The sequence below is a fragment of the Pigmentiphaga aceris genome (assembly GCF_008119665.1).
Taxonomy (GTDB): domain Bacteria; phylum Pseudomonadota; class Gammaproteobacteria; order Burkholderiales; family Burkholderiaceae_B; genus Pigmentiphaga; species Pigmentiphaga aceris.
In genome coordinates, this window is record NZ_CP043046.1 from 2714004 (window position 1) to 2729146 (window position 15143).

Below are 15143 nucleotides of genomic sequence, written 5' to 3' on the forward strand. Positions count from 1 at the left end.
AGGTGGCGCGAGATATCAATGGCTTTTCAAGCTTGCAGGAACGACGTAGCGCTTGCCGTCGTAGGCCAGGGTCTGCTGTGTTTTCTTGGTTTCGCTGGCCGTTTCCTTGCATTCCTTGTCGGGGCCGGTCAGCTCGGCTTTGCTGCTTACGTATTCTTGCGAGACTCGAATGTCGTAGCGGCCTTGGTGCTGCTCGTTGCGCATCGCCAGGACCAGATTGCGTTCATGGAACTCGCCTGTGCAATTGGTATCCCACTCGCCGTTCGAGCGCGAGACAGAGAGCTTTTCAAGCACGGGAGCCAAGGGGCCTGAGCCACCATCGCGCATGGCAAACAGGCTCAACGACACTTCGTTGAACGGATTGGCGCGCGATCCACTATTGCGCATAGTGCGCAGGCCGAATGCCTGAATGCCGGGCGCAATCACGTAGCGGGCGGTGTCGAACGCAAGGCCTTCGATGCGGATGGCATCGTCCGACATGGCATCAGCCAAGCTCAGGCGTTGCTGCACCTTCAGGCTGGCGCGATCAAGCACAAGAATATCCAGATCTCCCACCCGGTCATGATCCAGCGATGCTTTTGCACTCATGCGCGGCACGGCAACCAGCAGCAGGGTGTCGTGCGCCGGCCAGACCTTGCAGACCATGGAGGGTGCATCGCCCGAGGAATTGCCGGGCAGCATCAGCCACTGTTCGCCAAGCACATAGCGCTTTGGCCCGGTCTTGTCAGGATCAGGGCGAGCGTCCGGGTAGGCATTCTGCAGAATCGTCGTTGCCTGGGTGCAGGCATCCGACGGCCACTGCGACTGTGCCTGGGCGACAGGCGCAACAGCGCTTAGTCCGAGGCCGATCAGTGCAGCACTGATCCCAAGGGAAAGTGTGCCCAGCAGGTGGCGCGTGTGTCGCATTTGTCTGGGTTTCGCGGCGGCATTGCGGCGGCCCAGGTGGGAAGTGACGGCTGGCATGCGGGTGTCCGAAGTTCTGGGGTAACGGACCGGGCAATACGGGTCGAAAAGGCCGGTTGAACGAGGCCGGTCGAAGCAAGTCTGTGGAAGCAAGTCTGTAGAAACAACCAAGCCCGCAGACCATCGACACCATTGCGCGGTGCCCGATGCTAAGCCAATTTTTCTGGCGAGGCAGGCCACTCGCCGCAGTTTCCATCGGGAAATGACGCTTGGGTTGCGTCGCTTACAGCTGTTTTACAGCTGCGCCTTCGTCACTGGGCTTCTACAAACCAAGTTCCGCCAGCCGGGGATGGTTTGCCGGTCGTGCACCTAGCGGCCAGCGAAACTTGCGCTGGTCTTGGGTGATGTGCGTGTCGTGGTTACGAACGTGGCGATGGGTCATCACGCCGAATTCGTTGAATGTCCAGTGTTCCGTCCCGACAGACCGAACCCAGCCGCCTTCGCCATCACGCCATTCGTAGGCATATCGCACGGCAATCTTGGCACCGTCTGCATGTTCCAGTTCCATCATCAGGCGATACAGACGCTGGCGTGACCAGCGCGAAGTAGTGATGTGCCAATGTGTGCCGACGGCATAGGCGGGCTTGGCGCGTGGCAACTGGCTGGTGTTCAGCGCGTCTTCTTCCTGGCGGATCTTGCTTTGCGCGGTGACGTCGTTGAAAGGAGGCAGTGGCGGAAGATATTGCGGCATGCGTGATAGACCCCGGGGTGCGACCCGTTCATGGTATCGACGCCGACCGGCGTGCAACTTGCGCTGGATCATGCCGAGCTGGGATTTGCCGCCGTGTCAGGTGTAAGTACCGATACGGTGAGCATGGGTCCGCAAGGACGTACAAAGGCCGGACCGACCGTGTTCGAAGCAGGTCTATCGCCCAAGTTTATCGACCTGCTTGCGTTGCTGGCCCGCGATACGCAAGGATTTCTGTAGCTTGAGCCGCCCCTGCTGACTATAATGAGAACAAGTTTTATTCAGCTTTTGTTTTCAGGGTTCATGGGCACACAAAACTTGTGGGCACAGAAACTCATGAGTCAGCAATTCATGTGGACAGCGATGTCCGCCGCCGGAGGATGCCGTGATGGCAACCGAGTCTGCCTTGCACCAACAGATCCACGGGATCTATCAGGATCACCACGGCTGGCTGCAGGGCTGGTTGCGCAAAAGCCTGGGCTGCTCGCAGCACGCTGCCGACTTGGCACATGACACCTTTCTGCGCCTGCTGAATCGGACGGACCCGGTCGCCATGACTGAGCCGCGTGCCTACCTGGTGACGATTGCACGTGGGCTGGTCGTAGACTTCCGCCGGCGTCGTGCGCTTGAGCAGGCGTATCTGGACGTGCTGGCCAGCTTGCCCGAACCCGAGCACCCATCGCCCGAAGCGCGGGCCATCGTGCTGGAAGCACTGGTGGCGATGGACGCCATGCTTGACGGCATGAAACCCGCCGTCAGGCAGGCCTTTCTGCTGTCGCAACTGGACGGCCTGACCTATACCGAAATCGCGGCCGAGCTGCGGGTGTCGGTGCGCACGGTCAACAACTACATGCTCAAGGCAATCGAGCATTGTTATCTGCTTGCTCCATGAATGCTTCGGTGATGGCCCATAGCACTGGTGCGGCCGCAAGCCGCGACGAAGAAGCGCTGCGAAAAACCGCCGTGCGCTGGTACGTGCGCCTGTGCTCGGGTGAGGCGAGTGCGGCCGACCACTTGGCCTGGCAGCAATGGCACGCCGCGCACCCGGATCACCAGCGTGCCTGGCAACGCATTGAATCCATCCGCAACACCACGCAAGGGGTACCTGCCGCGATTGCCCGTCCGACGCTGGCCGCAGCCAACGAGCGCCGACGCCATGTATTGCGCAGCCTGGTCTTGCTGGGGTCGTTGGGTGCGTTTTCCTATGGTGCCTACCGCGTTGGCGGTGCGCGCACCGGCGTGGCTCCGTGGGCCAGTTTGCTGGCCGACTTCCGCACCGCGACTGGAAAGCAGCGCGAGTTGGACCTGGCCGATGGGTCACGCATGGTGTTGAACACCGGCACCGCCGTGGATGTGAGCTTTGATGGCGCGCAGCGGCTGGTTCGATTGCTTGCGGGCGAAGTGTTGATTGAAACTGCGAAGCGGCGAGGGCTGTCGGATACCGGCGCGTCTCAAGACTCACGCCCCTTCATGGTCGAGACCGCACACGGTTCAATTCGGGCCTTGGGCACCCGTTTCATCGTGCGTGACGACGATGCGCGAACCCGCGTCACGGTGCTTCAGGACAGCGTCGAAGTCACGCCTGCTGACGGTGCAGGCGGACCGGTTCTGCTGCGCGCAGGCCAGCAACTGAGTTTCAGCCGCCACGCCGCCATGTCTCCCGGTCCCGCAGACCCGGCTGCCGACGCGTGGACGCAAGGCAGCCTGGTGGTCAACGACTGGCGGCTGGGCGATGTGATTACAGAATTGGCGCGTTATCACACCGGGCACCTGGCCTGCGACGCTGCGGTATCCGACATCCGCGTCTCTGGCGCCTTCCCCATTCACGATACCGACAAGGCTTTGGCGGTCATCATGCGTGCGTTTCCGGTTCGGGTATTGAGCCTGACTCGATATTGGATTAAGGTCGTTCCGGTTTAAGCGGTTTTGAATTGATTTCCTGAATCGACTGCTGGCGTTCGTCAGCGTCAATGCGTTACCTCGTCTGCCTTCCAATGCTGCTACTGCGGCACCCTTGAATACGGTTGCTGTTGTTGACCACAACAGATGCGCTGTTCCGGGGTGCATTTCATGTCTTGACGTGTGCTTGCAAACTGATTCCTGACAGACGCTGCTTGATTCGGCTCTGTCATCTTTTTGCTCAAGTGTTCCGGTAAACATTAGCTTCCGCAGAAAGAGGAAAGGGTTTCATGCCATTCATTTCCGACATCTTTGCTCGCTCCCCAGAGATCGCGCTTTTTCTGGCGCTGGCAGGGGGTTACTGGATAGGAAAGTTTCAGTTCGGCAAGTTTCAGTTGGGCGGGGTGGCAGGGTCTCTGCTTGTGGCGGTGCTGTTAAGCCAGTTCGGCGTGAAGATCGATAACGGCATCAAGGCGGTGCTGTTTGCACTGTTTATTTATGCCGTCGGTTTCGAAAGCGGTCCTCAGTTTTTCCGATCCCTGGGACGCCAGTCCATTCGCGAGATTGTCATGGCGGCGGTGCTGGCGCTCAGTGGGCTGCTGACCGTGATCGTGCTGGCGCGGATATTCGGCTTGGACAAAGGGCTGGCGGCCGGCATTGCCGCTGGCGGATTGACCCAATCAGCGATCATCGGCACCGCAGGGTCAGCCATTGAAAAACTCGGCCTGGCTGCGGACGAGACGCAGCGCTTGCAGGCCAATGTGGCCATTGGCTACGCGGTGACGTATATCTTTGGGTCGTTCGGCGCGATCATCGTCTGCGTGAACATGCTGCCGTGGTTCATGCGGCGAGGCATCCGCGACGATGCGGTCAAAGCCGAGGCGGAAGCGTTGAAGGGTGCACGCGTATATGCCCCTGGTGAGGCTTCTGCACTGCCCGAGCTGGTAGGCCGGGTGTATCGCGTTGACGCGGCGGCCGGCCAGCGCATCGGGCAGCTTGAAGCCGCAGTGACCACCGGCCAGATCACGGTGGAGCGCGTGCAGCGTCAGGGCAAGCTGGTTGGTGTCGATCCCGGCCTGGCACTGGAAGCGGGTGACCTGCTGCTGGTGGTCGGACGTCGCAGCGGCGTGGTGGGTCTCGATGCCCTGATCGGCCCCGAGACACTGGCTGCCGACGGCATGGAACTGGTGGTCACCACACGAGACGTACTGGTCAGCGGCAAACAGTTCGTGGGCCAGACGGTTGCCGCCATCGTGTCGCGCAGCACAGACCTGCGGCATGGCATCTATCTGCTGAGTGCGACGCGTGGCGGGACCCGGCTGGACCTGAAGGACGATACGGTCATCGAGGCCGGCGACGTGATCACGGTGCACGGGGTGCAGGAAGACCTGCAGCGTCTGGCCGGGCAGGTCGGCCCCACGCTTGTACCCAGCGACAAAACGGATTTCATCTTTCACGGTCTTGGCTTGGTGGCCGGACTACTGGCCGGCCTGCTGGTGCTGCGCGTCGGCTCCATTCCGCTGACCTTGGGCGCGGGTGGCGGTGCGCTATTGGCAGGGCTGGCCTTCGGCTGGTACCGGGGCCGCCACATGACCGTGGGCAACATGCCCAGCGCCGCCACGACCTTGCTGCGTGATCTGGGGCTTGCCGGCTTCGTGGTCGTGGTTGGCCTGCAGTCCGGGCAACAGGCGGTGCACACCATTGCACAAAACGGCGTGTCGATCTTCCTGATCGGTGTGGTCGTGACCATTCTTCCATTGGTCCTGACCATGCTCGTTGGCCGCTATGTGCTGCGCTACGACAACGTGGCGGTCTTTGCCGGTGCCTTGTCGGGCGCACGCAGTGCCAACCCGGCCTTCGGCGAGATATTGGACAAGGCCGGCAATGCGGTGCCGACCACATCCTTCGCAATTACCTACGCCCTTGCCAATGTGTTTCTGACCCTGCTGGGTCCCTTGGTTGTGGCCTTCACCTGACATCAACATCGACCCGGAGCAGCTTAGATGACCGACTACAACCAATTCGCCCAGCTCAGCCCCTTTGAACTGAAAGACGAGCTGATCAAGCTTGCCTCGGGCAAGGCGGACAAGGTGATGCTGAACGCTGGCCGGGGCAACCCCAACTTCCTGGCCACGGTGCCCCGCCGGGCGTTCTTCCGGCTTGGGCTATTTGCCGCTTCAGAGTCTGAGCTGTCTTTCTCGTACATGCACGATGGCATTGGTGGATTGCCGAACATCGCTGGCATCGAAGGGCGCTTCGAGCGTTTTCTGAGTGACCATCGTGACCAGGAGGGCGTGAATTTTTTGCGCAAGGCGCTCAGCTACGTGCGTGACCAGCTTGGGCTGTCGGCCGCAGAATTCCTGCATGAAATGGTGGAAGGCATTCTGGGCTGCAACTACCCCGTGCCGCCGCGCATGCTGCGTGTCAGCGAAAAGATCGTGCGGCAGTACTTGATGCACGAAATGGTGGGCGGCCGTGTCTCGGCGCAAGACGTGGACATCTTCGCGGTCGAAGGCGGTACCGCCGCCATGACCTATATCTTCGATGCGCTGAAGCAGAACCGGCTGATCAACAAGGGAGACAAGGTAGCCATTGGCATGCCGGTCTTCACGCCCTACATCGAGATTCCGCAGCTTGACGCCTATGGCCTGGAAGCCGTGGCAATCAATGCCGACCCCGATGCCGGCTGGCAATATCCAGACCACGAACTGGACAAGCTCAAAGACCCAGCCATCAAGATCTTCTTCTGCATCAACCCGTCAAACCCGCCGTCGGTGAAGCTTGATGATCGTTGCCTGCAAAAGATCGCCGATATCGTCAAGAACGACCGGCCCGACTTGATGATCTTGACCGATGATGTCTACGGCACCTTTGCCGATGGCTTCCGTTCGCTGTTCTCGGTGTGCCCGGCAAACACCATGCTTGTCTATTCGTTCTCCAAGTACTTTGGCGCCACGGGCTGGCGGCTTGGCACCATTGCGCTGCACCAGGACAACGTGATCGACCAGAAGCTGGTCGCATTTTCTGCAGACGACAAGGCCGCGTTGCACCACCGTTATGCCTCGATCACGACAGACGTCGGCGCGTTGAAATTCATCGATCGGCTGGTAGCGGACAGCCGCACCGTCGCGCTGAACCACACCGCGGGCCTGTCCACGCCGCAGCAAGTGCAGATGGTGTTGTTCTCGCTGTCAGCCCTGATGGACGAAAGCGACAGCTATAAAACCGCGCTGAAGGGGCTTATCCGTCGGCGGCAGGCGGCGCTGTACGCAGAACTGGGCATCGACATGCCTGACGACAAGAACTCGGTGGATTACTACACGCTGCTTGATCTCGAAAAAATCTCGTCTCGCTTGTACGGCGCGGAATTCGCGGCCTGGGTGAAGACGACTTTTGTGGCTAACGAACTGCTGTTCCGCATTGCCGATGAAACCGGGATCGTGCTCTTGCCAGGGCGTGGATTCGGGACGACGCACCCCTCTGGCCGCGTGTCGCTGGCCAATCTCAATGAATACGAATACGCGCGCATTGGTCGCGCCTTGCGCGGCATGGCTGACGAGTACTTCGCGGTGTGGAAGCGGCAACAACCGGGTGGCTGATCGCGTAAAAGGGCGTCTCTATGCACGGCGGTGTATAGAAGCTCTGCTCTGTCAGCTCGCCACGCGGTAGTGGGTGCACCCGCTTTTTTGCCGCCGTGTTACCCGGCAGCGCACTCCCTACCTATTCGCCCACCGCCACCGTTACAAATTTCCTGCGTCGCGCTTTGCATGTTTTCAGGTTTCGTCCGGCATCAAGGGAAGAACCACATTCATTGCGCTACCCAAGGAGTTTGTATGTCTGATCGCCGCTCATCACCCGGCCTCGTCTCGCGCCGCCCTGCGGGCACCCGTTTTTCCTTGCGGATGACGACGCGTGCGGTCAATGGCGCATTGCTTTGCTTGACGGCTGCAATGCTGGCCCCTGCGGTGGGCGTTGCTGCCGAGCTGCCGGCAGCGTCTGCCGCGCGCGAGAGCGCGGCCAGACAATACAGAATCGACGCCGGGCCGCTGGCTACCGTGCTGGGCCGGTTTGCGGCAGCGGCGGGCGTGGCCTTGTCCTTCGACCCGGCCAGCACGCGTGATCGGACATCGACCGGGCTTGATGGCAATTTCACGATTGATGCCGGCTTTGCGCAGTTGTTGTCTGGCACTGGGTTGGAAGCAGTGGATGGTGGTGGCGGCGCATATACCTTGCGCGAAGCCCGCTTGGTCAGCGCACCCGCAGCTACGCTGGCTGGCACTGCCACTACGCTCGCCACAGTGCGCGTGGTGGCCCGCGCAGCACCCGCGCCGGTCGAGGCGGACGACAGCTACCAGCCCACGCCGGACGCATCCACCTTGCGCACGACAGCTTCCACGCTGGAAATTCCGCAGGTGGTCAATGTGGTGCCGGCCCAGGTGATCCGCGATCAGCGGCCGCGCAATATCGACGACGCCTTGGTCAATGTCAGCGGCATTACGCAGGGCAATACGCTGGCTAGCACGCAAGACACCATCATGAAGCGCGGCTTCGGTGCGAATCGTGACGGTTCGATCATGCACAACGGCATGCCGTTGGTGCAGGGCCGTGGCATGAACGCTGCCGCCGAAAGCGTAGAAGTATTGAAGGGCCCGGCCTCGATGCTGTACGGCATCATGGACCCGGGTGGCGTGATCAACGTGGTCAGCAAGAAACCCCAGCTGGAACAGAAAACCAAGCTGTCCTTGGGAGGATCTGGTTACGCGGGCGGCCGCAACGGCGGCAATGCCACGGTGGACACCACCGGGCCGATTGGTGACAACGGGTTGGCTTATCGACTGGTGGTCGACCATATCGACGAAGACTATTGGCGCAACTTCGGTACCCACCGCGAGACCCTGGTCGCGCCGTCGTTGGCCTGGTATGGCGACGATACGCAGATTGTGGCTTGGTACGAATACCGCAAATACCTGACGCCGTTCGATCGAGGCACGGCCTTGAGCCCGGCGACCAGGAAGCCGCTGGATCTTCCCAAGCGCCAGCGGCTGGATGAGCCCTACAACGAGATGAAGGGCGAGACGCACCTGGCCCAGTTGTCGGTTGACCATCAACTGGGGGGCGGTTGGGCAGCCCACCTGAACCTGAGCTACAACCGCGAGACCTACGACGCCAACCAACTGCGCATCAACGGCGTGAACACCGCGCGCGGCACGCTTACGCGCAACAACGATGCGACCCACGGTGCGCTCAGTACTGACACATACGGCACGGTTTATGTCGACGGCAAACTGCAACTTGCTGGCATGCGTCACGAGGTGCAATTCGGTGGGGATCTCGAATATCGCAAAATCTATCGTGCCGATCTGATCCGTGGTGCAAGTTCCACCAACTTCAGCTACCTGAACCCGGTCTATGGCCTGGTGAGTCCGTCGAACGCGATGTCGGCCAGCGACAGCGGGCAAAGCGACCAACTGCATAACCAGGCGGCCTTCTTCCAGGACTCGATTCACCTGAGCGATCGCCTGATTGCCGTGGCGGGCCTGCGTTACCAGGCTTGGCAACAACTGGCAGGGCGTGGCCGTCCGTTCAACACGAATACCGACACCGACGATTCCACCTGGTTGCCGCGCGCCGGTTTGATCTACAAGCTGACCGACACCGTGTCGCTCTACGGCAGCTATACGGAATCGCTGCGACCGTCTTCCACCATTGCGCCCTTGGCCAGCGGCCAGGTGATCACCAGTGGCATCGAGCCAGAGCAGGCCAAGTCCTGGGAAGTCGGGGCGAAGCTCGACATCCCGGGCAACCTGACCGGCACGCTGGCCTTGTTTGATATCAAAAAGAAGAACGTGCTGGTGTCGCAGTTCAACGATGTCACCAAACTGACCGACTGGCGCACCTCGGGTGCAGCGCGCTCGCGCGGGCTGGAATTGGACCTGGCAGGCCAGATCAATGCGCGCTGGAGCATGATCGGCAGCTACGCCTATCTGGATGCCAAGACCACGGAAGACCCGCTGTACGCAGGCCTGCGCCTGTGGAACACGGCACGCCAGACCGCATCTTTGTACGCCGTCTATAACGCCGGCCAAATCTTTGGTGACGGCCAGTTGCGTCTGGGTGGCGGGGCGCGCTACGTGGGCAACCGGCCGGGTGATTCGGCCAATAGCTTCACGCTGCCCAGCTACACCACGGCCGATGTGTTTGCCACCTACGACACGCGCATCGGTGGTCGAAACGTGAAGTTCCAGCTGAACGTGAAGAACCTGTTCGACAAGACTTACTACCCCTCGTCGGTGAACACCTATTTCGTGTCCATGGGCGATGCGCGTCAGATCTCGTTCCTGACCAGCATCGAGTTCTGATCGTATGCATGGACGTTTTGTGTTGCCGTGGCTGGGGCTGAGTGCGCGTATGTATTTGCGTATGCGCTTGCGTGGATATGCGGCGCTTGTGATTGCCGCGTTGATGGCTGGTGTGATGGTGTCTGGCCCTGTGCTTGCGCAGGCGGGTGCAGCGCCGGGCCTGGATGCGGGAGCTGCCGCAGCCAAGCCCGGTGCAGGCCGCAAGGTACTGCTGCTTGTCCAGCAAGCCGGAGCCAGTTTTGCCATCGATGAAAAAGTGCGCGATCACCTGATCGAACGCGGATATGTGGTCACAGTAGCGGATCAAAAGGCCAGCCCGTCGGTCGGGGCCGACGCCAAGCTGGTGGTGATCTCGTCCACGGTCGCCGCCAAGGACGTGGATCGCGGATGGCGGCAATTGCCGGTGCCATTGCTGACATGGGAGAACGATTTCCTGGACGATCTGGCCATGACGGGTAAGCGCCATGACACGGACTTCGGGGAAGTCGAGAAGGAACGTCACCTGTGGATCGTCAATGCGCCGCATCCGATGGCAGGCGGTGTGCCGGCCGGTGTCGCCAACGTGTACGTGAAGCAGGCAGGCATGAGCTGGGGCAAGCCGGGGCTGGGTGCGGTCACCATCGCCACGGTTTATGGCCAGCCGGAAAAGGCAGCGATTTTCTCTTACGAGAAGGGCGCGACCATGGACTACGAGTCGCTGGCTCCGGCGCGACGCGTGATGTTCTTTCTGGGCAATGACACGTTCACCAATCTGTCGCCGGTGGGACGTCAGTTGTTCGATGCCGCCGTGGATTGGGCGGCTGCAGGACGCTGAAGGTCATGGCGTCACGTGGGACGATGTTTGCGGCATGGCCGAGTGGCAGACAGATCTGGTTCCAGCTGCATTGGTTGATCGGCATTGTGGCCGGCACGGTATTGATGCTTATCGGGCTGAGCGGTGCCGTGCTGTCGTTCCGCGAGGAATTGATCGATCTGATCAATCCGGGCGCGCGTACGGTAGCGGTTCAAGCTGCGCCGACCCTGTTGCCCCCGCAGTTGCTGGCTGCGGTGCGCGAGCAGTTCGCCAACCAGCAAGTGGGCACGCTGGCTGTGTTCGCCAAGCCGGGTGCGGCGGCGCGGGTGATCTTTGCGCCGGGGCAGGGCGAGCGGCGTGGGGATACGGTCTATCTGGACCCATATTCCGGCAGGGCGCTGCCGCCGATTGCCGGCGCTGAATTCTTCGAATGGGTGGAGACATTTCACCGCTGGTTGCTGCTGCCGCGTGAGGCCGGGCGGGTGGCAACCGGTGTGCTGGCCGCCTGTCTGTTGTTCCTTTCCTTGTCCGGCCTGTATTTGCGGTGGCCGCGCCGCGTGTGGGACTGGCGCGCGTGGCTCAGCGTTGATCCGTCTTTGAAGGGCAGGCCGTTCTTGTGGGGCCTGCACTCGGTGGCGGGGACGCTTGCGCTGCTGATGTATCTGGTTTTCGCGGGCACCGGCATCTACTGGGCGTTCGATGCGGTGCGCGAGCAGGTCGACGCCTGGGCAGGCGAGGTGCGAATGGCGGGCCGACTGTCACGGGCGGGCGATGGTCCGACTGGGACTGCACGAACGACGACTGAATCCACGACCACTGAATCTACGGCTACTAGGCCGACCACGGCTGCGCCTTCCATCTCTGCGCTTTCCGCGACTGCTGTTTCCGGCGCAGCACCTGCGCCCATCGCCACGCCGCGTATGCGCAATGTGCCGCGTGGCGATGCCGGGGCCTTCTACATTCAGCCTGCCTGGACGACCTTCGAGAAAAGCGCGCAGGCCACCGGCGGCTGGAGCGAGCTGATCCTTCGTGTGCAGGTCGACGGTCGCCCGTCCGTCCTTTTCACCTGGCTGGACACCGCGCCGGCGCATGAACGGGCGCGCAATCGCACCGTGGTGTCACTGTCCGGTGGCGAGATCGTGCAGGACGAACGCTACGCAGCCAAGTCGCAAGGTGGGCGTTTCATCGCCGCGATCTATCCGCTGCACATGGGTAGCTACTTCGGCCTGCCCGGGCGCATCGTCATGACGCTGGCAGCGCTGATGTTGCCGCTATTCGGCATTACCGGGTGGATGCTGTACTTGGATCGGCGTCGAAAAAAGCGCGCGCTGCAAGCCGAGCGTACCGCAATGGCAGCGGTGCCCAACCCAGCAGGTCGCCCCATGTCGCCCAATAAGCCTGACGGTGTACTGGTGACCTACGCCAGCCAATCCGGCACGGCTGAAGGCATCGCCCTGCGCAGCGCAGCCGTGCTGGAGGCCGCAGGCATGCCGGTCAAGATCATGCCGCTGAACAAGCTTGACCCGGCACAACTGCAAGACCAGGGTTGTGTGCTGATCGTGGCCAGCACCTTTGGTGAGGGTGAGCCACCCGACATGGCAAGGCGCTTTGCCCGACAACTGTCGCAGGCCAGTGGTTTGACGCTTCCACATCTGCGATACGGTTTACTGGCGCTTGGGGACCGGCATTACGAAAAATTCTGCGGCTTCGGTCATACCCTTGACCGCGCCCTGGCCGCTGCTGGCGCGCAAGCACTTTTCCCAATGCTCGAAGTCGACGGGGGCGATGGCGAAGCGCTGGCCGCTTGGTCGCGGCAGTTGCAGTCCTTGGCCGGTGTCGGCGGCCAAGTCAACGACTTGGCCACGCTTGATTCAACAATCGATTCGGTCGGCCAATGGAGATTGGCGACACGAACCTTGGTGAATGCTGGCAGCCAAGGCAACCCGCTGTACGACATTGCTTTTTTGACGACGCAAGCGAAACTGCTCAATTGGCAACCTGGTGCGCTGGTTGAATTGCGGCCCCCGAACACGGCTGTGGGTGCTGTCGGCGGATCGAATTCCAGTGCACCAGACGGCACCATTGGGTTGGCACCACGTCGCTACTCCATCGCCTCGTTACCGCAAGACGAGCACCTTCGGTTGTTCGTGCGGCAAGCTCGCCATGCAAACGGGCTTGGCATTGCGTCTGGCTGGTTAACCGAACACGCACCGCTGGACACAACGCTCGAATTGCGGGTGCTGCGCAACCCAGGCTTCGAACTGATCGAAACCGTTGCTCCCTGCATCTTCATCGGCAATGGCTCGGGTTACGCCGGACTGCGCGGCCACCTGCGAGCCCGCATCGCGCGCGGCCATCGTCGCAACTGGTTCCTGTTCGGTGAACGCCATCGCGCTCACGATGCGTTCTGCGCGGACGAGGTCGAGCAATGGCATGCACAAGGACACATTGAGCGCGTCGATCTGGTATTTTCGCGCGATCAGCCTGAACGCCTGTATGTACAAGACAGGCTTCGCGACGCCGCCGCAGCATTGCGTCATTGGGTAGGGGAGGGCGCGGTGATCTACGTCTGCGGCAGTCTGTCTGGCATGGCTGCCGGCGTCGATCTGGTGCTGGAAGAGACGCTAGGTCAGGCAGTATTGAACGATCTGGTCGCAGAGGGACGTCTGCGCCGGGATGTGTACTGACGGCGTGGACAGGGGCTGCACCTCTGATAATCAATGGGCGCAGTCGTGGTGAGGGCAAGCTGAGAAGTCGTGAGGCCGACATCAATCACACCCTTGACAATGTTGTCAGCAAAATAAGTCCGAGTTGTGGTCATAGTCGTTTGATGAAAAAGGGTTATCCCTTAAGGGTGTACACTAGGTCAACCATGAAGCGATTCCTCGGCCTAGTAGCGATTAGCATCAGCCCTCCACCCGATCCGGGCTTGGCGGGCTGCTAGTCGTAAGCGCATCCCATCACGATCGTTCGCCGACTACCAGCCTCTCAGAACAAGCCCGCAAGCGTTGCCGCTGCGGGCTTTTTTGTTGCGTGACGGATCAGTGATTCGTCCGCATCGCCTATTTCGGTATTTCCATGGATTCGTCAGCAGCACCTACCCCGCGCCCCTTGGGTCGGGACGATTACAAGACACTCAGCCTTGCCGCCTTGGGCGGAACCCTTGAGTTCTACGACTTCGTCATTTTTGTCTTCTTCACCAAGGTCCTGGGGCATCTGTTCTTCCCGCCGACCATGCCCGACTGGATGGTGCAGCTACAGACTCTGGGCATTTTTGCGGCCGGTTATCTGGCGCGCCCGGTGGGCGGCATCATCATTGCGCACTTCGGTGACAAGCTGGGTCGCAAGAAGATGTTCACGCTGTCGATTTTCCTGATGTCGTTGCCGACGCTGGTGATCGGCATCATGCCGACCTACGCCACCATTGGCATTGCCGCGCCGCTGCTGCTGTTGCTGATGCGCGTGCTGCAAGGCGCTGCCATTGGCGGTGAAATGCCGGGTGCCTGGGTGTTTGTGGCCGAGCACGTGCCCAAGCATCGTTATGGTTTTGGCGTGGGTACGCTGACGGCAGGCATCACCGGCGGCATTTTGCTGGGTTCGCTGATCGCCATCCTTATCAACAAGGTGTTTACGCCCGAGGAAGTGTCGGACTTCGCATGGCGCATTCCCTTTGTGATCGGCGGCGTGTTTGGTTTTGTGTCGGTATATTTGCGCCGTTTCCTGGGCGAGACGCCGATCTTCAAGGAACTGGCTGCCAAGCGTGAACTGGCCAGCGAGATGCCGGTGAAGACCGTGATCCGCGACCACCGTCTGGCCTGCTTGATTACCGCCGCATTGACCTGGTCCTTGTCGACTGCCGTGGTCGTCGTGATTCTGATGACGCCCAATCTGCTGCAAAGCGCGTATGGCATCTCGGCCAGCGCAGCCATGGCGGCCAATTGCGTGGCCACGCTCACGCTCACCATCGGCTGCATTTTGTTCGGGTATCTGGTCGATCGCATCGGCACCCGCCTGACCATGCTCATCTGCTGGGGTGGGTTGGCCGTTACCAGCTATATCTTCTACTTGAACCTGCCGGGCATTTCCGACGGGCAGCTGATGTTCAACTATGGCTTGGTGGGCTTTTTCTGCGGGTCGATTGCCACCATGCCCATCGTGGGTGTCCGTGCTTTCCCGCCGGCCATCCGCTTCTCGGGTCTGTCCTTCGCCTACAACATGGCGTATGCCGTGTTTGGCGGTTCCACGCCTGTGCTGACCCAGCTGTGGTTGCAGCAGGATCGTCTGGCCGGTGCGCACTACGTGGCGGCGGTGTCGATTCTGGCCGTTGTCGTGGCGATGATGCCGCTGGCTGTGCGCGGTTGGCAGGAACGCAAGGGCGGGGCATCTTTGGCGTAAACGGTACTGCCTGGGAACGTTACTGCAAGGGACGGCTTCTACATCG

General features: G+C 61.1%; 11 protein-coding genes. 9 read left to right on the forward strand and 2 right to left on the reverse strand.

The genetic code is table 11. The features are described 5' to 3' along the window. Nucleotides 1-15: 15 nt before the first annotated feature. Nucleotides 16-963, reverse strand: a complete 948-nt coding sequence (locus tag FXN63_RS11870) for a PA3715 family protein (RefSeq protein ID WP_148815073.1) — start codon at nt 961-963, stop codon at nt 16-18. Nucleotides 964-1225: 262 nt separating this feature from the next. Next, nucleotides 1226-1654, reverse strand: coding sequence for a DUF1348 family protein (locus tag FXN63_RS11875; RefSeq protein WP_148815075.1), 429 nt, complete (start codon nt 1652-1654; stop codon nt 1226-1228). Between the two features lie 30 nt (nt 1655-1684). Between FXN63_RS11875 and FXN63_RS11880 the strand changes: the two genes are divergently transcribed. The 9 genes from FXN63_RS11880 (at nt 1685) to FXN63_RS11920 (ending at nt 15097) form a co-directional block, all read left to right on the forward strand. Then, nucleotides 1685-1891 carry a hypothetical protein gene (locus FXN63_RS11880; protein WP_148815077.1) on the forward strand — a complete coding sequence of 69 codons (207 nt, stop codon included), beginning with the start codon at nt 1685-1687 and terminating at the stop codon, nt 1889-1891. Nucleotides 1892-2039: 148 nt separating this feature from the next. Next, on the forward strand, nt 2040-2543 hold the full coding sequence (locus FXN63_RS11885; protein ID WP_148815080.1) for a sigma-70 family RNA polymerase sigma factor: 504 nt from the start codon (nt 2040-2042) through the stop codon (nt 2541-2543). A gap of 11 nt (nt 2544-2554) precedes the next feature. Beyond that, nucleotides 2555-3571, forward strand: coding sequence for a FecR domain-containing protein (locus FXN63_RS11890; RefSeq protein ID WP_148815082.1), 1017 nt, complete (start codon nt 2555-2557; stop codon nt 3569-3571). A 269-nt stretch (nt 3572-3840) separates the two neighbouring features. Then, complete coding sequence (gene aspT, locus FXN63_RS11895) at nt 3841-5526, forward strand: aspartate-alanine antiporter (protein WP_148815084.1); 1686 nt, start codon at nt 3841-3843, stop codon at nt 5524-5526. A gap of 27 nt (nt 5527-5553) precedes the next feature. Further along, entirely contained in the window at nt 5554-7149 is a 1596-nt protein-coding gene (locus tag FXN63_RS11900) for a bifunctional aspartate transaminase/aspartate 4-decarboxylase (protein ID WP_148815086.1), read from the forward strand. Between the two features lie 234 nt (nt 7150-7383). Further along, nucleotides 7384-9909 carry a TonB-dependent siderophore receptor gene (locus FXN63_RS11905; RefSeq protein WP_187395176.1) on the forward strand — a complete coding sequence of 842 codons (2526 nt, stop codon included), beginning with the start codon at nt 7384-7386 and terminating at the stop codon, nt 9907-9909. A 61-nt stretch (nt 9910-9970) separates the two neighbouring features. Next, complete coding sequence (locus FXN63_RS11910) at nt 9971-10723, forward strand: hypothetical protein (protein WP_148819232.1); 753 nt, start codon at nt 9971-9973, stop codon at nt 10721-10723. A gap of 5 nt (nt 10724-10728) precedes the next feature. Then, nucleotides 10729-13389 (forward strand): PepSY domain-containing protein, encoded by a 2661-nt coding sequence (locus tag FXN63_RS11915; RefSeq protein WP_148815088.1) that lies wholly within the window; start codon nt 10729-10731, stop codon nt 13387-13389. Between the two features lie 391 nt (nt 13390-13780). Then, a complete protein-coding gene (locus FXN63_RS11920) occupies nt 13781-15097 on the forward strand; it encodes an MFS transporter (protein WP_148815090.1) in 1317 nt (438 codons plus the stop codon). The last annotated feature ends 46 nt before the right edge of the window (nt 15098-15143 follow it).